This window comes from Streptomyces sp. NPDC042638 (genome assembly GCF_040647235.1).
Lineage (GTDB): Bacteria > Actinomycetota > Actinomycetes > Streptomycetales > Streptomycetaceae > Streptomyces > Streptomyces rameus.
The window spans coordinates 17,363-35,607 of the sequence record NZ_JBEZBT010000049.1 but is presented as its reverse complement, the minus strand read 5'-3'; the positions used below and the strand labels follow the sequence as shown (position 1 = coordinate 35,607).

General features: G+C 72.7%; 13 protein-coding genes. 5 read left to right on the top strand and 8 right to left on the bottom strand.

The window, feature by feature from the left end; translation table 11 throughout:
* Positions 1–13: 13 nt before the first annotated feature.
* From AB0B40_RS30055 to AB0B40_RS30045, 3 genes are read right to left on the bottom strand one after another with little or no spacing between them, the layout of a single operon-like run.
* Positions 14–919, bottom strand: coding sequence for a carbohydrate ABC transporter permease (locus AB0B40_RS30055; protein WP_362266644.1), 906 nt, complete (start codon positions 917–919; stop codon positions 14–16).
* The gene (locus tag AB0B40_RS30050; protein WP_362266641.1) at positions 916–1,803 is read right to left on the bottom strand and encodes a sugar ABC transporter permease; all 888 of its coding nucleotides are present in this window, start codon (positions 1,801–1,803) and stop codon (positions 916–918) included. Before AB0B40_RS30050 ends, AB0B40_RS30055 begins: the two co-directional genes overlap by 4 nt.
* Positions 1,804–1,809: 6 nt before the next feature.
* On the bottom strand, positions 1,810–3,096 hold the full coding sequence (locus AB0B40_RS30045; RefSeq protein ID WP_362266674.1) for a sugar ABC transporter substrate-binding protein: 1,287 nt from the start codon (positions 3,094–3,096) through the stop codon (positions 1,810–1,812).
* Between the two features lie 220 nt (positions 3,097–3,316).
* Here AB0B40_RS30045 and AB0B40_RS30040 point away from each other — a divergent pair, with 220 nt between their 5' ends.
* From AB0B40_RS30040 to AB0B40_RS30025, 4 genes are all read left to right on the top strand, one after another.
* Positions 3,317–4,384 carry a LacI family DNA-binding transcriptional regulator gene (locus tag AB0B40_RS30040; RefSeq protein ID WP_362266638.1) on the top strand — a complete coding sequence of 356 codons (1,068 nt, stop codon included), beginning with the start codon at positions 3,317–3,319 and terminating at the stop codon, positions 4,382–4,384.
* Positions 4,385–4,464: 80 nt separating this feature from the next.
* Entirely contained in the window at positions 4,465–4,818 is a 354-nt protein-coding gene (locus tag AB0B40_RS30035; RefSeq protein WP_345057208.1) for a CU044_2847 family protein, read from the top strand.
* Positions 4,819–4,821: 3 nt separating this feature from the next.
* The gene (locus AB0B40_RS30030) at positions 4,822–9,591 is read left to right on the top strand and encodes a trypsin-like peptidase domain-containing protein (RefSeq protein ID WP_362266634.1); all 4,770 of its coding nucleotides are present in this window, start codon (positions 4,822–4,824) and stop codon (positions 9,589–9,591) included.
* 136 nt (positions 9,592–9,727) lie between these two features.
* On the top strand, positions 9,728–11,080 hold the full coding sequence (locus tag AB0B40_RS30025) for an amidase family protein (protein WP_362266631.1): 1,353 nt from the start codon (positions 9,728–9,730) through the stop codon (positions 11,078–11,080).
* Between the two features lie 9 nt (positions 11,081–11,089).
* Here AB0B40_RS30025 and AB0B40_RS30020 read toward each other — a convergent pair whose 3' ends face one another.
* Positions 11,090–11,575: a GNAT family N-acetyltransferase gene (locus AB0B40_RS30020; protein ID WP_362266628.1), complete on the bottom strand. Its 486-nt coding sequence runs from the start codon at positions 11,573–11,575 to the stop codon at positions 11,090–11,092.
* A 58-nt stretch (positions 11,576–11,633) separates the two neighbouring features.
* Positions 11,634–11,807: a hypothetical protein gene (locus tag AB0B40_RS30015; protein WP_345057216.1), complete on the bottom strand. Its 174-nt coding sequence runs from the start codon at positions 11,805–11,807 to the stop codon at positions 11,634–11,636.
* A gap of 487 nt (positions 11,808–12,294) precedes the next feature.
* On the opposite strand from AB0B40_RS30015, the gene AB0B40_RS30010 reads away from it, so the two are divergent.
* Positions 12,295–12,690, top strand: a complete 396-nt coding sequence (locus tag AB0B40_RS30010) for a hypothetical protein (protein ID WP_345057218.1) — start codon at positions 12,295–12,297, stop codon at positions 12,688–12,690.
* A 65-nt stretch (positions 12,691–12,755) separates the two neighbouring features.
* On the opposite strand, the gene AB0B40_RS30005 is transcribed toward AB0B40_RS30010, so the two are convergent.
* The 3 genes from AB0B40_RS30005 to AB0B40_RS29995 form a co-directional block, all read right to left on the bottom strand.
* Positions 12,756–14,258: an SDR family NAD(P)-dependent oxidoreductase gene (locus AB0B40_RS30005; RefSeq protein WP_345057220.1), complete on the bottom strand. Its 1,503-nt coding sequence runs from the start codon at positions 14,256–14,258 to the stop codon at positions 12,756–12,758.
* Between the two features lie 137 nt (positions 14,259–14,395).
* Positions 14,396–15,727, bottom strand: coding sequence for a wax ester/triacylglycerol synthase family O-acyltransferase (locus AB0B40_RS30000; RefSeq protein ID WP_362266624.1), 1,332 nt, complete (start codon positions 15,725–15,727; stop codon positions 14,396–14,398).
* A gap of 146 nt (positions 15,728–15,873) precedes the next feature.
* Positions 15,874–18,195, bottom strand: a complete 2,322-nt coding sequence (locus AB0B40_RS29995; RefSeq protein WP_362266622.1) for a GH92 family glycosyl hydrolase — start codon at positions 18,193–18,195, stop codon at positions 15,874–15,876.
* Between the last annotated feature and the right edge of the window lie 50 nt (positions 18,196–18,245).

Sequence of the window (18,245 nt, the reverse complement as noted above, 5' to 3'; positions counted from 1 at the left end):
GGGTTGACGTCGTTCAGCCCTTGACCGCGCCTTCGCCGACCCCGCGGAAGAAGTACCGCTGGAGGCAGGCGAAGAGGACGATGAGCGGCGCGACGGCGATCACGGTGCCGGCGGCGACGAGGCGTTCGTCGTTGGCGAAGGTGCCGTGCAGGTAGTTGAGGCCGATGGTCAGGGTGAACCGGGACGGGTCGCTGAGGACGATCAGCGGCCACAGGAAGTCGTCCCAGGCCCCCATGAAGGCGAAGATCGCCACGACGGCGAGGGTGCCCTTGACCGACGGCAGCGCGACGCGCAGGAACCGCTGCCACACGTTGGCGCCGTCGACGTAGGCCGCCTCCTCGATCTCGTAGGGCAGGTTGCGGAAGGCGTTGCGCATCAGCAGCACGTTCATCGCGCCGACGGCACCGGGCAGGACCACCCCGGTCAGCGTGTTGTTCAGGCCCAGTTCGCGCATGGTGGTGAACTGGGCGATGACGATGCCCTCCACGGGGACGAGCATCGCCAGGACGAAGACGACCGTGGTCACGCGCCGGCCGCGGTAGCGCAGCCGGGCCAGGGCGTATCCGGCGAGGGCCGAACCGACGCAGTTGGTCACGACGCCGGCGGTGGCGACCTTCAGGGAGTTCAGGGCGTAGTCCCAGACCGGGATGGTGTCGGCGACCCGTGCGTAGTTGTGCAGGGTGGGGTGGCTGGGCAGGAACACGGGCGGCGAGCCGTAGATGTCCTCGGTGGGTCCCTTGAGGGAGGTGGACAGCTGCCACAGGAACGGGCCGACGGTCAGGGCGAGGACGGCGGTGAGCAGCAGGTAGCGCCAGACCAGTTCGCCGGCCCGGACGCGGCGGCCGTGCTCGTCGGTGACGCGCGGCTCCGGTGCCGCGGTGTCCGGCCGACGGGGCCGTACCTTCTGCGGGACGCTCATGACTCCTCCGTCCGGTCGGCGCGCAGGACGAGCAGCATCAGGGCGACCGTGACGACGAAGACGACGACGGAGAGGGCGGAGGCGTAGCCGACCCGGCCGGTCAGTCCGGTGCCGGTGCGCTGCACGAGCATGACGAGGGTCGTGTCCTCGCCGGCCGGTCCGCCGCCGGGGCCCGCCATCAGGTACACCTCGGAGAACACCTTGAAGGCGGCGACGGAGGAGAGCGCGGCGACCAGGACCATCGTGGACCGCACGGCGGGCACGGTGACGGAGACGAAGCGGCGCACCGGTCCGGCGCCGTCCACGGCCGCGGCCTCGTGCAGTTCGCGCGGGACGTCGGCGAGGGCGGCCAGGTAGATGATCATGTAGTAGCCGAGGCCCTTCCACACCGTGACCGCCATGGCGCTGAGCAGCAGCAGCCACTGGTCGCTGAGGAACCCGATCCGGCCGATCCCCACGGCCTCCAGCAGCGAGTTGACCAGGCCGCGCTCGTCCAGCAGCCACACCCAGATCAGTCCGACCACGACGATCGAGGCGACGACCGGGGTGTAGAAGGCGGAGCGGAAGAAGGTGATCCCCGGGATGTTCTTCCGCACCAGCAGGGCGAGCAGCAGCGGCAGCACGACCAGCGCGGGGACGACACCCAGGATGTACAGGGCACTGTTGCGCAGGCCGGTCCAGAACATCTCGTCGTGGACCATCTCGCGGAAGTTGGCGAGGCCCACGAAGCGGCCGGGGACCAGGGTGCGGCGGTCGGTGAAGGAGTTCGCCAGGGTGGAGACGAAGGGGTAGAGCACGAACGCGCCGGTGATCAGCAGTCCGGGGGCGGCGAACAGCCAGGGGCTGGAGGGGAGCTGGCGCCTGATGCGCAGGGGCGTGGCCATGGCGGGTCAGCTCTGCTGGAGCAGCCGGTCGGCGGCCTTGACAGCGTTGTCGAGGGCTTCCCCGGGGCTCTCCTTGCCCTGGAGCGCCTTGGCGACCTCGTTGCGCAGGGCGGTCTTCATCTGCTCGCTGAACAGCACGGGTGTGTAGTTGACGGCGTTCTTCAGCGACTTGGCCGCGGCGATCCGCACCCGGGTCTCGTCGGTGCCGTCCTCCTTGGTGAAGTACGGGTCGTCGAGGGAGCCGGCGGTGCTCGGGAAGATGGCGACCTTCTTGGCGAAGGACATCTGATTGCGCGCGTCGGTGACGAAGTGGGCGAAGGCGACGGCGGCCGGGGTGTGCCTGGTGCGGGAGTTGACCATGACGCCCATCACGTACATGTTGACGTGCCCGGTGCTGGTGATCTGGTCGGTGATGCCGATGTTCTCGTACAGGCTCGGCGCGTTCTTCCTGAAGTTGCCGAGGTCCAGGGCGCTGCCGGGGTTCATGGCGACGGCACCGGTGAGGAACTTCTTCCCGGCGGACTCCCCGGTGGCGGTCAGCGCCTGCGGGTCGAGGGCCTTGGCGTCGTACAACTGCTTGTACCTGGTGAGGAGTTCGACGCCCTTGGCGTCGTTGAAGGCGAAGGCCGTGCCCTGCGCGTTCATGAGCGGGACGCCGTAGCGGCCGAAGTCCTCGATGGTGGGGACGTTGGCGAGGGTGGCGACCTTGCCGCCGGTCTTCTCGGCCATCCGCCGGGCGTCGGCGAAGAGTTCGTCGTAGGTCCTCGGAGGCCGGTCGGGGTCGAGTCCGGCCTTCTCGAACAGGGCCTTGTTGTAGAAGAGCGGGCCGGTGTTCAGGTACCAGGGGAAGGCGTACGTGCCGCTCATGCCCGGCACCCGGTGTCCGGCCCAGGCACCGGGCAGGTACTCGGACCTGTAGGAAGCGGCGGCCTTGTCGAGGTCGAGGGCGAGGCCGGCCTGGGCGAGCGGGGCGACCAGGTCCGGGGAGACGTTGACGACGTCGGGCAGGGTGCCGCCGCCGGCTTCCGCGCTGAGTTTGTCGGCGTAGCCCTCGGCGGGCTGGTCGACCCACTTCACGTGCGTTCCGGGGTACTTCGCCTCGAAGTCGGCGATCAGACCCTCGAAGTACGACTTGAAGTTGGCGCGCAGGTTCCAGGTCTGGAAGGTGATGTCGCCCTCGACCTTTCCGGAGGCGTCGGTCGTGCCGCCGCCGTCACCGCCCGAGCCGCAGGCGCTCAGCGGCAGGACGAGGGCGACGACGGCGGCGGCGAGGGCTCTGCGGGACATGGGCACGGACACGGCTCCCTTGCTGTGTCGGGCTGTCGGTGACGCCAGGGACCTTGCCCGCGGCCTTCCGGGAAAGTCAATGAGTTCGCCCGAGCTAAAGCGGGAGGAATTTCATTAGTGCAGGTGGGGGCGGTCCGGCCGAGTAGTTGCCCCAAAGTACTAATGCGCTTTAGGGTCTTGACACTCAAGCGCATTAGCGAGCAGCCTCCCGGAAGGGGGAAGAAGCGTGCCGACCAGACGGTCACCCGCCCGCCGTCCCACGATGAAGGACATCGCGCGGCGGGCCGGAGTCTCCGAGAGCGCGGTGTCCTTCGCTCTGAACGACCGCCCCGGTGTCTCCGAGGCCACCCGGGCCCGGGTGCGCCGGGTCGCCGATCAGCTGGGCTGGCGGCCCAGCACGGCGGCCCGCGCCCTGTCCGGGGAGGGTGCCGCCACGGTCGGCTTCGTGCTGGCCCGCCCCGCGCAGACGCTGGGCGTCGACTCCTTCTTCCTCCAGCTCGTCTCCGGTATCCAGGAGGTGCTGGCCGAGCGGCACCTGGGCCTGCTCTTCCAGATGGCGCGGGACGTGGCCGACGAGTGCGCGGTGTACCGGCGCTGGTGGGCCGAGCACCGGGTGGACGGCGTGCTGGTCGTCGACCCGCGCGCCGACGACCCGCGCCCGGACCTGCTGGACGAACTCGGCCTGCCCGCCGTGGTGATCGGTGGCGCACCGGACGAGCGCCACCCCGGGCTGTCCACGGTCTGGGCGGACGACGCGGGCGCGATGGCCTCGGTCGTGGACGAGCTGACCGCCCTCGGCCACCGCCGGATCGTGCACATCGCCGGCCTGCCCGACCTCGCGCACACCCAGCGCCGCATCCGGGCCCTGGCGGCCGAGGCCGGGCGGCGGGGGCTGGCCGAGGTCCGCTCGGTGACCACCGACTACTCGGACGCCGAGGGCGCCGCGGTCACCCGCCGCGTCCTGGGCGCCGCCGCTCCCCCGACCGCCGTGATCTACGACAACGACGTGATGGCGGTGGCCGGGGCCGCCGCGGCGGCCGAACTGGGCCGCCGCGTGCCGGAGGACGTCTCCGTCGTCTCCTGGGAGGACTCCGCCCTGTGCCGCATGGTCAAGCCGTGGCTGTCCGCGCTGTCCCGGGACAGCGCCGAGTTCGGCCGCACGGCGGCACGGGAACTGACGGCCCTGCTGGACGGCGGCTCGGCACGAGCGGTACGCGTGCCGACACCGCGTCTGACGGTGCGGGGCAGCACGGGCACCGGACCGGCCGATCAGGTTGCCGGGCAAGCGACTTGACGGATCTCAGGCCCTAGGATGAGCCCTCCGGCCGGCTCTGCGACGGGCGTGGCGGGAAGCCGGGGAAGAGGGGAGCGGGCGTGGACGAGGAACGGGGCGCGGACGACGAGACGGTCGTCCCGGTCGAGATCGACGGCCAGAAGGTGCTGCTGGCGATCGGGCCGGGCGGCAAGGCGGCTCCGGCGCTCGGCGAGGAACAGGAGATCGGCTGGCGCAGGCCCCGGCTGGAGCCCGTACTCGACGGCCTGACGGCGGTCGCGCGCGCCATGGGTACCCGGTTGCAGCAGACCGGGGCGTCCAGGGCGACGGTCGAGTTCGGCTGCGACGTCTCCTTCGACACGGGTCAGTTCCTGGCCGTGGTGGGCAAGGCGTCGTCCCGGTCCACATGGAAGGTCACCCTGGAATGGACCGCCCCGGAGGTACCGGGAGCCTGAGGGATGCACGGCTGGACAGAGCACCTGGAGGCGGCGACCGTCGCGCTGGACCTGCCGGACGGCGACGGCTTCGGGACCGGCTTCGTCATCGCCCCCGGGCTGGTGGTGACCTGCGCCCATGTCGTGGCCGGCGCGCGAGGCGTGCGGGCGCGGATCGTCAGGTCCGGGCTCGACCTCGCGGTCACGCTGTCGGACGACGAACAGCACAGGGCGGCCAACGGACTGGACCTGGCGTTCCTGCGGTTCGACCCGGCGGCCTCCCGCACCGGCGTGGTGCTCACGGCACCGGCCCTGTCCCCCGGTGACCGCATGCGGACCCACGGTCACCCGCAGGGGCACTACCGGCCGGGCCAGTGGGCCGTGTTGGAGTACCTCGGCGATTCCCGGCTCACCTTCGACGACCCGATGCCCATGCCGCGCGGCTACGGCACACCGGTCGGCGAGGGCTACAGCGGCAGCCCCGTGGTCAACGAGCGCACCGGCGCGGTCTGCGGCATGCTCGCCCGCTCCGACCTGGCGGGCAGCACCCATCTGGTGCCCGTCGCGGAGATCCTGGCGCGGTGTACGGCGCCGGAGCCGCCCGTCGCCTGGCTGCGGACCCTGACGGACGCCCAGCTGCGCGCGGGCGGCTTCCGCCATCCGGGCCCCGACCTCCTGGACTACCTGGAGGCGGCCCGGGCCGAAGCGGACGAGCACCCCTACGCGATGCTGCTGAGCGACACCAGGGACATTCCGCTGTCCACGGTGTACGTCCAGCAGGACGCCGCCGACGTCGAGGACGCGACGGACCGGCAGCCGGGCGAGCGGCGGCCGCCCGCCGCCGAGAGCGTTCTCGGCACCGAGCGGCATGTGCTGTTCACCGGTGGCGCCGGGGCGGGGAAATCGAGCCTGCTGCGCCGGCTGACGTACACGGCCGCCGACGCCTGGATCGAGGACCCGGCGGGAGCACCTTCCTACATACCGGTGCGTGTGGCTGCCGACCAGCTCGGGGACCGCCCCCTCCCGGAGGCGCTCGCCGAGGCGGTACGCCGGGACCTCACGGGCCTGCGCCGGTCACTGCCCGCCGCGTTGTTCGGTTCGGCTCCCCTGCCCGGCGTCGACTGGCTGGTCTGCGTCGACAGCCTGGACGAGGTGCTGGACTCGGGCAGGCGGAACAAGGTCATCCAGCTGATACAGCTCTGGGCGGCGCGCGAGCCGCACATGCGGTTCGTGGTGGCCAGCCGTTCGCTGGTCACCTCGGAGATGCACAAGCTCAAGGCGCTGCGCCGGTACGCCCTGCTCGACTTCGGGGACGAGGAGATCGAGGAGGTCGCACGGGCCTGGTTCGAGGCGCTGGAAGTCGCCGACGCGCCACGGCGAGCGGAATGGCTGATCGCCGATCTCCGCCACGGCAGGCTCAGCGAGGTCGCGAAGAACCCGCTGTACCTCACCATGATCTGCATCGTCACCGCCACGGACGAACTGCCGCGCAACCCCGCCGACTTGTACGCACGTTTCATCAGGCTGCTGCGGCAGAAGGGCGCCCAGCACCTCGCGCACGACGGAGCCGGCGGCAACGGGATCACCCCCGCGCTGCTGTCCCGCGTGCACGACGTGCTGAGTCCCGTGGCCGAACGGCGTCAGGCCGGCGACGTCCGTCCCCTCCTGGACCAGGTGCTCGACCTGCTGGCCGCCGACGGCCGCCACGAGCCGCCCGAGCGGGACGCCGTGCTGCGCGCGCTCACCTTCACCGGACTGATCACGCAACGGGCGGGCGGTCTGTCCTTCCTCCACCACACGATCCAGGAGTACCTTGCGGGCCGTGCCATCGCCGAACGGCTGAGCCCGGGCGATCCGGCGGCACTGAACGCCCTGCGCGAGGCGATCGCCACCGAACGGCCGAACGTGATCCTGTTCATGGCCGCGGCCTGGCGAGCCCAGGGCCACCCGCTGGACGAGTTCCTGCGCACCGCCGTGCGGGCGGGCGGCTGGCGGGAGTTGCTGCTGTGCGCGACCGTCCTGAGCGACGAGGCGAGCACCGACCGGGAGCTGATGACCTGGTTCGCCCGGGCCGTGATCAAGCTGGACGGGCGGGGGATCGGGGCCGGCGGCGACCTCCACGACAGCACTGTGCTGGCCCGGCTCTACGCGGTCCTGCACGAACCGGACCTGCGGGACATCGTCCGTGACCGGACCCTCCCGCACGCGCCGCGCTTCGCCGCCCTGGAGAGCTACGTGCGGCGCGAGGGCCGCCAGGCGGCCGCCCTGGCCGCCGAGCTGGCGCAGGAGCCGGATCTCCCCGTCCGCCGGCGCGTCACCGCGGCCGGCCTCATGGCCGAGGCGGGAGAGACGTCCGCCGCGTGCGCCCGGCTCACCGCCCTGGCCGTCGATCCCCTGCTGTGGCCCGGTGACCGGCTCGCGGCTGCCGGGGCGGCTCTGCGTATCGACACCGTCGCAGGGACGCGGCTGCTCGCCCAGGTGCTGCGGACGGCCCCGGACCTCGGGGAAACCGACCTGGTCGGGGGGCTGATGGTGGTCGGTCTCAGAGCGGAGAAGGACACGGCGACCAGCCTGGGCGAAGCGCTCGCGGCCAACCCGGCGCGTGACCGCATGAGTCCGCACCAGCTTCGCTACGCCCTCGGTTCCCTGCTCCGGACCGCGGCCCCCGATGTGCTGGAGGGCCTGGCCGACGACCAGTCCGCGCCCCTCCACCTCCGCATCAGGGCACTCGGGCACCTCTCCCCTCCCGGCCCCGCCGCACAGTCGGTACTGGCTGAACTGCTCGTTGATCCGACAGGGGCCGACGGACTCGTCCGGCCCGTCCTCAAGCTGTGCGGTGATCCTCTCCTCGTGGCGAAGGCCGCCCGCGACGGCAGGCTCGACATGTACACGCGCACCGACGCCGTCCGTCGTCTGGTGGAACTCGACCAGCCCGACACCGCGGAGTCCTGCGTCGACGAGTTGCTCTCAGCCGCGTCGGACGACTCCGCCGTCCTCAGCGTCTACGACGTGTTGCGCGAACTGGGACGGACTGCCCGACACAGAGAACTGACGCTCTCGGCGTTGACCGCGCCGGACCTGCCCGTGAGCGACCGGCTCGAGTGTGCCGCACAGCTGATCGACACGGAGGACGCCGCGGTGGTGCGCGACACGCTGGCGGTGCTGATCGCCGACCCCGATGTGACACCCGCCGACCGCCGGTCAGCCCTCAGGCTTCTGCACAAGGGCACGGAAGAACACGAGAACAGCAGCGCCGCGATGGCCTCCGACATCGCCCTGCCGGCCTCGGTACGCCACGAGGCCGCGCAGGATCTCCTGGCCGCAGGCCGTCGGGACGGTGCCGCAGGCGCGCTGCGCACCCTGGCCGCCGACGTCCTGTCCGGCATGGACGACCGCATCGTCGCCCTGACCTCCCTGGCGGAGATCGATCTCCGTGCGGCCTCCGAGACCCTTCACCGGGTGCTGGACGAGCCGGGAATCCCGGACGAGGATCTGTGGCGTCTTCTGGAACTCGCCGACGCCTGTCTGCCGGACGCCCCGCTCCGCGGCCGCCTTCACGCGCTGCTCGACGACGAGACCGTCCCGGCAGCCGCAGTGATACACATCGACAGCCACCACTCCCGGTACGGCACGGAGATGGTCCCGGTGTCCCGTCGCGCGCTCGCCCGGCTCGCGGACGACCCCGGTGTGGCCCCTGATACCCGGTACCGGGCCCTCTCACGGTCCGCCGGCCGGACCCCCTACCCACGGTGGCGGCAGCTCATGGCCGAGCAGGGCACCGATCCCCTGCTGCGCCTCGCGAGGCAGATCGACGAGGCCCACTTCAGCACTTACGTCCCCGCGCCCGGAGTCTGGGAGTTCATGAACTTCGGCCACGGGGTGGACAGTGTCGAGATCCCGACCGGTGTTGTCGCCGGCATCGATCCAGGAACGGCCCGGGCCCAGTGGATCGAACTGCTGCGACAGCGTGACGTGTCGGCCGTGACCGGTCTCCGGAACCTGTATCAGCTGGCCTACCACGAGCGATCACAAGGTGACGCGGACTCCCTCCTGCTCGCCTGGGCCGAGGACGCCCGGGCCCCTCTGGCGGAACGGATCGCCGCAGCGGAGACCGGAACCATCGCGCCGACGGAACGCTGGTCCGCGCTCGCCGCCGACCCCGCCACCCCGCCGGACCTGCGCGTCCGCATCTTCGGGTCGCTGCCCACCAGTGGCGCCCGCAGCCGCGTCCCGCTCGCCCGCGCCCTGGCCGCCGACCCGGCCGCGCCGCCGTCCGCCAGGGCCCGGGCCGCCGCGCTCCTCGCCCAGGACCTCGGGGAGGAGGGCCGGACCCTTCTGCGCGCCCTCTCCCACCCGGACACCACGGACCCGGAGGCGCACCTCGCCGTGGCGGCCGCCTGGGAGCGACTGGACGTGGGCAACGAGGTGGTGGCCGCCTGCCGACGGGTCCTGGACACCGACGGCACGGCGGCCGGGTACCGGGTGCGGGCCGCCAGGACACTGGGGCGCTACCGCCCGGTGCGGCACATCGCCCTGCGCGCCCTGAAGGACGCGCTCGCCGACGGGGCCGCTCCCAGGCCGGCGCGCGTCGAGGCCGCCGAAGCCCTGCTCGGCCTGCGGGCGACCGCCGAGGCGCACCTCGGCCTGTTCCGCCTCGCCCGGGAGCCGGGCCCCGCCGAGGCCTCGCGGGACCGGGTCCTGGACCTCCTCCCGGCGGACCTGCGGGCCTGCGCCGAAGCCGCGGACGGGTCCACGCACCGGGCCCCGTCCGGCCACGGCGGGCACGGAGGCTGACGGACTCGGCCCTCGGCAGCGCACTGCCTCTCGACGTACCCGGCGCGGCCGTGCACAGTTCTCCCTACGCGCCTTCGTACCGGCCGGTAGCCGGTGTCGGCGGGCGCGGAGCCGACGACTTAGCCGAGGAGCGCCTGTGAGCAGCTGGGCCGGCCGGAGTGCCGCCGAGATCGCCGCCGCCGTCCGCGAGAAGCGGGTGACGCCCAGGGAGGTGGTGGCCGAGCACCTCGCGCGGATCGAGCGGCTCGACGGCCGGATCGGGGCGTTCCGGAAGGTCCGGACCGAGGCGGCGCTCGCCGAGGCCGACGAGGTGGGCTCCCGTGCGGCTCTGGCCGAACTGCCGCTGGCCGGCGTGCCGGTGGCGGTCAAGGACAACCTGGCGGTACGCGGCGAGTCGTGCCGCAACGGCTCGGCCGCTACCCCGCGCACCCCGGCCGCCGAGGACCATGTGACGGTGGCCCGGCTGCGCGCGGCCGGTGCGGTGGTCGTGGGCCTGACGAACGTGCCCGAGCTGTGCGTCTTCGCCACCACGGAGGGCCCGTACGGCATCGTCCGCAACCCGTGGGACATGTCCCGTACGGCGGGCGGCTCCTCCGGTGGCAGCGCGGCGGCGGTGGCCGCCGGGCTGGTGCCGCTGGCGCTCGGCAACGACGGGATGGGCTCGCTGCGTATTCCGGCCGCGAACTGCGGGCTGGTCACGCTGAAGCCGGGGCACGCGGTGGTGCCGGCGGGGATCGGCAACGGCGACTGGTTCGGCATGGCGGAGAACGGCCCGCTGGCCACGACCGTCGAGGACGCGCGCCTGATGCTGGGCGTCCTCGCCGACGCGGAGTTCGCACGCCCGGCGGAGCGCGGCCCCCGGAAGATCGCCGTCGCGCTGCGCAGCCCGCTCGCCGGGGTGAGTGTGAGCCGGCCGTATACGACCGCGGTGCGACAGGCGGCCGGGGCGCTGGCGCGCTCCGGGCACCAGGTGCGGCGGGCCGAACCGCCGTATCCGCTCTCCCTCGGGGTGACCGCGCTCCAGCACTGGACGGCCGGGACGGCGAGGGACGCCGAGGGCCTGGACCGGGCGCGGCTGGCCCGCCGGACCCGGGTGCACGCGGCCCTGGGCCGGCGCTTCGACGGCGCGGTCCGTACCGGCGCCGCCCGGGACCGGCTGCGCGCCCGGCTGACGCCGTTCCTCACCGAGCACGACGTGCTGCTCACCCCGGCCCTGGCCCGCCGCTCCCCGCAGGCCGGCCCATGGCACGAACGCGGCTGGCTGCGCAACGTCCTCGCCAACTCCGCCTATTCGCCCTTCACTCCGCCGTGGAACCTGACCGGCTGGCCGGCGATGTCCGTCCCGGCCGGCATCCTGCCCTCGGGCGCCCCCTGCGCCGTACAGCTCGTGGGCCGGCCGGGCACGGAGTCCGTCCTGCTGGAGCTGGCGGCACAGCTGGAGGAGCTGATCCCCTGGCGGCGGACGGCGTCCTCGACCGCCTGGCGGTGAGGTGGGGCGTCAGTCCAGCGCCCGGTACATGATGTGCAGCCCGACCCGGCCGTGCCGGGGGTGCTCGAACGCCTCGGGGACGGTGGCGAGGATCGTGAAGCCGAGGGCTGTCCAGAGGCCGACGGCGGGGTTCGTCTCGACCACGGCGTTGAAGACCATCGCGCGGTAGCCGTGCGCCCTGCCCTCGGACAGGACGTGTTCGGCGAGGGCGCGGCCGATGCCGCGTCCGGCGCAGTCGGGGTCGACCATGAAGCCGGCGTTGGCCACGCGGGCGGCGGGTCCGCCGTAGTTGGGGGTGAGGTAGGCCGAGCCGACGACCGTTCCGCTCTCGTCCTCGGCGACGTAGACCCGCTTGGCCGGGTTCATCCACAGGTCGCGGGCCGCCTCCTCGGTGGTCTCCGGGTCCCATGCGTAGGTTTCGGCGGCGGCGACGATCCGGTGCCAGAAAGGCCAGATCCGCGGCCAGTCCCCGGCCGCGGCTTCTCTGATCAGCATGGGCGTGAGTCTGCCACGCCCATGCGTGGGGCGATCGCGAGGGGATCCGGCCCGGGGGTCAGTCCACGCTCGGCAGGATGTGGGGCTCGGCCAGGTCGTCCTCGTATCCCGCGAGGCGGATCGGGGCGGACCGGGCCCACACGTCGAGGCTGCCGAGTTCCCCGGGCCGCCGGCCCACGCGCTCCGCGTATTCCGCGGGGCGCTGCTCGCGATTCGTCTTCTCCGGTGTCACCGCGCACTCCTTATGTGTCGGGTCACCCTCGGGGCGTACCGAACAGTCTGCGCTTCGGCGCTGGACGCCCGCTGGGGTCTGGATGGAAAGCCAGTTCGGACGCGGTGGCGCCGGTACCTCTGTCAGAGCATGCCGTGGTCGGCTCGCCCCAGGACGGACGATGGGTGTGGGTGGGACCCCGTACTGTTGTCCGTCCGCTCCAGATTAACCAAATGAGCAGGCATCCGCTCGATAGGGAATGCAAACAACCCGTAAGCCCTGCGCTTCGAGCGGCTCCTCAATACCCCCCAATATGGGGCTTTTTGCAACAAGATGCTTACTCGGCCGACATACGGAATCACCCACTCGGCCTACTGGAGCGAACATCCCTTCGAGCCGGTCGGCAACCGCCGGCCGGACCCGGCTCAGTTCAGGTGCCGTTGGCCGGGTGGCAAGCTCGCCATGATCTGCTGACGCGGCAACGGCTGTCTCGCGGAAGGACTGACGCATGGAGCTGCGCAGCGTCGAGGAGCTGATGGATCTGCTGTACGCGGGGCGTCACCAGCACGCGCTGCGGACCGCGGCGCTGCTGCGCCGAAGCCGCCCCGCTGACAAGGAGCTGCAGGTCGCGGCCCTGGTGCGGGGCATCGGACCGGTGCTCCGCCCGGGCGACGAGGCGGCCCGGGCGCGGAGCGCGGCCGAGGCGGTGCGCTCCCTGCTGGGGGAGCGGGTGTTCCGGCTGGTGCGCGGGGAGCCGGACCCGGCGGACGACGATCTGCTACGACTGCGTCAGGCCGACGAGGAGGGCCGTACGGCCGGAGTCGACGCGGGCGTGCTGGAGGACTGGCGCACGGTGCTGGAGCTGGTGGCGGCCCGCCACGCACGGCTCGGCGCGGTCGACTGAGCGCCGGCCCTCGCCCTGCCCCGCGGTCGAGCGAGCGCCGGCCGCCGCCCTGCCCCGCCGGGGCGTCACCACTTGCCGGGCGCGTAGTCCTTCAGGAAGACGCCGTACAGGTCTTCGCCCGCCTCGCCGCGCACGATCGGGTCGTAGACGCGGGCGGCGCCGTCGACCAGGTCCAGGGGGGCGTGGAAACCGGCCTCGGCGAGGCGCAGCTTGTCGTAGTGGGGGCGCTCGTCGGTGATCCAGCCGGTGTCGACCGAGGTCATGAGGATGCGGTCGGTCTCGAACATCTCCTCGCCGCTGGTCCGCGTCACCATGTTCATCGCGGCCTTGGCGGCGTTGGTGTTCGGGTGGCCCGCGCCCTTGTAACCGCGGCTGAAGACGCCCTCCATCGCCGAGACGTTCACGACGTACGCCCGTCCGCTCGCCGCCTTCCCGGCGGCGTCGGCCATGGCCGGGCGGAGCTTGCTGATCAGGATGAACGGCGCGGTGTAGTTGCACAGCTGGGTTTCGAGCAGCTCCACCGGGGAGATCTGTTCGATCGTCTGCACCCAGGTGTTGGTGTCGACGACGTCCGGCAGTAGGCCGCCCGCGTCGATGGCGGTGCCGTCGAGGTGCCGGGCGACGCTGGCGTTGCCCGCGACCAGCGCGAGGTCGGAGACCTGCTGGGCGTCCAGACCGCTCGCGCCGACGGCCAGCGCGGCCGGACCGCCGAGTTCACCGACCGCGCCGGAGTTGAAGGCGCCGATGACGTGGTGGGCGGGCAGTTCCCCGGCGGGCAGCGGCGCGCTCTCGCCCTCGACGAGGGCGGCGTAGGCGGAGGGCAGACGGCGTACGGTCTGCGTGGCGTTGTTGATCAGGATGTCCAGCGGGCCCGCCTCGGCGACCTGGTCGGCCAGCGCGACCGCCTGGGCCGGGTCGCGCAGGTCTATGCCGACGACCTCCAGCCGGTGCATCCAGTCCGCCGAGTCCTCCATCGCCTTGAAGCGGCGGATGGCGTCCTTGGGGAACCGCGTGGTGACGGTCGTGTGCGCGCCGTCGCGCAGCAGGCGCAGCGCGATGTACATGCCGATCTTGGCCCGGCCCCCGGTGAGCAGGGCCCGCTTGCCGGTGAGGTCGGCCCGGGCGTCCCGCTTGGCGCGGTTCTCGGCGGCGCACCTCTGGCACAGCTGGTGGTAGAAGTAGTCGACCTCGACGTAGCGCTGCTTGCAGACGTAGCAGGAGCGCGGGCGCTGGAGTATGCCCGCGATCCGGCCCTCGTCGACCTTGGAGGAGGGCAGGATGCCCTCGGTCTCGTCGTCGATGCGCTCGGCGGAGCCGGTCGCGGTGGCCTCCGTGACCGTGCGGTCGTGCGCGGTCTTGGCGGCCCGGCGCTCCTGGCGGCGGCGCTGCTTGACCGTGCGGTAGATGGCCGAGGTGGCCCGGCGCACCGTGATCGCGTCGGGGTGGTCGACCTCGATCCGGTCGAGTTCCTCCAGCACGCTCAGGCAGACGGCCAGCCGCTCGGGGTCGATCCCCGGCCCGTAGACCACTTCGTCCATGGACGCCGAGCCGTCCTCTGTCACCGTCATCGCGCTGCCGCTTCCCTGATCACCCGCGCAGCGCTCCGACTCGCGCCCGCCTTCGAAAAGCGGATTTTACGGAGCGCCGGGCCCGGGGACCAAACCGCTTCCCCGAGCCCCGCGCCCGCCAGGCACCCCGCGGCGCCTCAGTGATCGCACACCGACAGCAGCGTCTCCACCTCTGCCGAGACCGCCTGCGCGAACCGGTCCAGATCCGGCACGGCCCGGGCGTCGGCCACGAGCCCGTAGTGCACGTGCCCGCGATAGGTCGAGATCGCGACCGCCAGCGCCTGGCCGGGCGCGAGCGGGGCCAGCGGAAACACCTCGGTCAGCTCGTGGCCGCCGAGCCGGAGCCCGATGCCGGGCAGCGGCACGCTGGTGACCAGGATGTCGAACCACAGCCGGGCCGCCTGGCCGACCAGCGGTCCGCCGAGCCGGTGGCCGAGGGCCGGGACGTGGTCGGCGAGCAGGGCCACCGCGCCCGCGCCCCGGTCGGCGCCGGCGTCCTTGTTGCGGACCATCGCGGTGCGCACGGTGCGCAGGCGGCCGAGCGGGTCCGGCTCGTGCACCGGGAGCCGTATCAGATAGCCGGAGAGCCGGTTGCCCTGTGAGTGGGCGGCGCCCGGGCGGCGCCGGGAGACGGGGATCAGGGCGCGGGGCGCCACGCCCTTGCTGCCGTCGCCGCGTTCGTCCAGCCAGCGGCGCAGGGCGCCGGCGACGACGGCGATGAGGACGTCGTTGACGGTGCCGCCGGCGCTCTTGCGCACCCGGTGCACGTCGTCGATGTCGATGACGACGCCGGCGGTGCGCCGGGTGCCGCTGGGCGCCGAGGTGAGCGCGGCGCACGGGCGCATGCCGAGGGTGGAGCGGGCGAGCGAGGCGCCGATGTCCAGGGCCCGGCCCGCATCGGCCAGGGCGCCCCTGACCAGCCCGGGGACCAGCGCGGGCAGCCGGCGCACGTCGGACAGCAGGCCGCGCGGCGGCTCGACGGCGCGGGGCGCGCGCTCGGGCAGGTCGACGGGGTCCAGGACGCCGGCGGCGAGCCTCAGCGCGCGCAGCCCGTCGGCGAGGGCGTGGTGGAACTTGAAGAGCACGGCGAAGGACACCCCGTCCTCGCCGGGCAGCACATGCGCCTCCCACGGCGGCCTGCCGCGCTCCAGCGGGCGCTCCATCAGCCGGCCGGCGGCGGCGTGGAAGCCGTCGGTCGGGGCGTGCAGCCGGACGTGGTTCAGGGGGTCGAAGTCGGGGTCGCTCTCGCGGGCGGCGCCGCCGAAGGCGAGCGGCTGCCAGAGGTCGCGGATGCGCAGGCGCAGGCCGGGCACGGCGGCGGCGCGGGCGGCGAGCAGGTCGGCGGCGTGCGCCCCGGCGGTGGGCGAGTGCGCGGCGAAGACACCGAGCGCGCCGAGGTGCATGGGGTGCCGGTCGGACTCCATGTTCCAGAAGGCCAGGTCGAGGGGAGCGAGCAGGTCGGAAGTCAAGGGCTTGCCTCACGCGTCGGCGACGGGTGCACAGCAGTCAATCCCCGGCAGGCGATTACGGTCAAGTACGATCAGGCTACGCACAGTTAACGTCGGGTTAAGTCCCGCCGCCACAGAAAGCGGCGGGACGTGGGAGACGGTCGAGGTCATCTCAGAACGGGTGGCGCCGCTTCGGGTGACGTACCCCACTCCGACGGGCGCGGGCCGACCGTGAAGGCGAGGGAGCGCAGCGAGCGCAGCGCACCGGTCGTCAGATAGGTCCGGCCGTGCGGCCTGCCGTCCGTGCGCACCGCCTGGACGTAACGGTCGGCGGCCGAGGTGCCGGGCGCGGTCACCGTCAGCCGGCCGCCCGGCCAGTAGCGGCGGTCCAGAGTCAGCTCGACGCGGTCGAAGACCGGCGTGGTCAGGCCCCAGGTGCCGTAGCCGGGCTGGACCGGGAACAGTCCGATCGACGACAGCACGTTCCAGGCGGACATGGTGCCGAGGTCGTCGTTGCCGGTCATGCCGGTGGGACCGTCGGTGAACAGGCTCAGCGCCGCGTGCACCACGTCCGTGGTCTTCCATGGCCGGCCGAGGGAGAGGTAGGTGTAGGGCGCGATGAGGTCCGGCTCGTTCATCGGGTTGTACGTGGCGGCGTTGTAGTAGGCGTACGGGTCGCCGTGCACCCACGCCTCCCGGGCGGTCCGCTCCGGGTCGGCGAGCAGCCGGTCGTAGGCGAAGAAGGAGTCCAGCCGGTCCTCGGCCGCGCGCTCGCCGCCGATCAGACGGACCATGCCCGGTACGTCCTGCGGGACGAGCCACTGGTACTGCCAGGGCGTGCCCTCGTGGAAGCCGGTGCCGCGCGCCGGGTCGGCCGGGCCGGTGAAGGCACCGGAGGCGTCGCGGGCCCGGAAGAAGCCGGTGGCCGGGTCGAAGACGTTGCGGTAGTTCCGCGAGCGGGCGGCATAGCGGGCCGCGTCCTCGTGGTGCCCGAGACCCCGGGCCATCTGGACGAGCATCGCGTCGGCGAGCGCGTACTCCAGGGTGACGGAGCCGCCGTGGTGGTAGTCGGAGTCGCCCATCTTGGCGTACGGCCTGCCCTTGACGTAGGGCGCGAAACCGTCGGCGATGTACTCGGCGTTGGCCTCCCGGCCGATACCCGGGTACTCGGCCGGGGGCACGCCGTCGGCGTTCTTGCGCAGCGCCCGGTAGGCCCGCTCCTCGAAGCCCTTCAGCAGCCCCGCCTGGTAGGCGGTGGTCAGGAAGGGGGTGACCGGGTCGCCGCTCATGATGTTCGTCTCGACCGGGCCGTAGCCCCACTTGGGCAGCCACCCGCCGTCCTCGTCGACCGCGACCACCGACCGCGCCATGTCCCGGGCCTCGCGCGGTGCGAGCAGCGTGAGCAGCTGGACCTGGGTGCGGTAGGTGTCCCACAGGGACCAGTTCTGGTAGTAGGTGAAGCCCTTGGCCCGGTGGACCCGGCGGTCCCAGCCGAAGTAGCGGCCGTCGGCGTCGTCGCCGACGTTGGGCGCGAGGTACGACCGGTACAGCGAGGAGTAGAAGGTCCGGCGAAGCGTGGGCGTGCCCCCTCGCACCCGGACCCCGGCGAGCCGGCGCTCCCACTCCTCGCGGGCCCGGCCGCGTACCGCGTCGAAGGACCGGCCGCCCTCGGCGCGCAGGTTGGCCGCGGCGCCGCGCGCGTCCACGTACGACAGCGCGGTGGTCGCCTCGACCGTGCGGTCCCGGGTGGTGTCGAAGCGGACGTAGGCGCCGCCGGGCCCGCTGCGGGAGCCGGGGCTGACGGTCCGGCCGTCCCAGGTGCCGTGGGCGGTGAAGGGGCGGCTGAAGCGGGTGATCGTGTAGACGGTGTAGGGGCCGGTGTCCCGGCAGAAGCCGTGGCCCGTGATCTCGGTGCGCACGGTGCGGTCGTCCAGGATCTCCACCGTGCTGCTCACGCCCTTGTGCAGCGACTGGGCCGCGTTCAGCAGGACGTTGGCCTTGTCGGTGGCCGGGAAGGTGTAGCGCTGCACTCCGGTGCGGGTGGTCGCGGTCAGTTCGGCCCGGATGCCGGAGGCGAGGCCGACCCGGTAGTAGCCGGGGCTCGCCTCCTCGTCGTCGTGCGAGAAGGCCGCCGCGTACTGGGCGTAGTCCGTCTGGGTGACGTCACCGGTGGTGGGCAGCACGGGCAGATCGCCGCCGATACGGCAGCCGACGCCCGAGAGATGCACCAGGGAGAAGCCGCGGACTCGGTTCTGTGTGTAGTCGTAGCCGGTGCTGTGCCCGGTGTCCGGGGAGAACTGCACCATGCCGAAGGGCACGGCCGCGCCGGGGAAGGTGTTGCCCTCGTTCTGGGTCCCGATGAACGGGTTGACCAGGTCGGTGAGTCGGCCGTCGGCCCGCTCGGCGGCCCGTACGGCGGGGGCGGTGACCAGCGCCGACGCTGCCATCACCCCGGCCAGACACAGCCGCGTGCGCCGGGTCCCTCTCATGTCGGATGACCTCCGCAGGTTGGACATCGTTGCCTGCATCCTGAGGGCCG

Excerpts from the sequence above, each read along its gene's own strand:
- AB0B40_RS30020 (WP_362266628.1), bottom strand. The coding sequence starts at position 11,575 with ATGCTGATCAGAGAAGCCGCGGCCGGGGACTGGCCGCGGATCTGGCCT.
- AB0B40_RS30055 (WP_362266644.1), bottom strand. The coding sequence starts at position 919 with ATGAGCGTCCCGCAGAAGGTACGGCCCCGTCGGCCGGACACCGCGGCA.
- AB0B40_RS30030 (WP_362266634.1), top strand. The coding sequence starts at position 4,822 with ATGCACGGCTGGACAGAGCACCTGGAGGCGGCGACCGTCGCGCTGGAC.
- AB0B40_RS30005 (WP_345057220.1), bottom strand. The coding sequence starts at position 14,258 with ATGACGGTGACAGAGGACGGCTCGGCGTCCATGGACGAAGTGGTCTAC.
- AB0B40_RS30050 (WP_362266641.1), bottom strand. The coding sequence starts at position 1,803 with ATGGCCACGCCCCTGCGCATCAGGCGCCAGCTCCCCTCCAGCCCCTGG.
- AB0B40_RS29995 (WP_362266622.1), bottom strand. The coding sequence starts at position 18,195 with ATGAGAGGGACCCGGCGCACGCGGCTGTGTCTGGCCGGGGTGATGGCA.
- AB0B40_RS30010 (WP_345057218.1), top strand. The coding sequence starts at position 12,295 with ATGGAGCTGCGCAGCGTCGAGGAGCTGATGGATCTGCTGTACGCGGGG.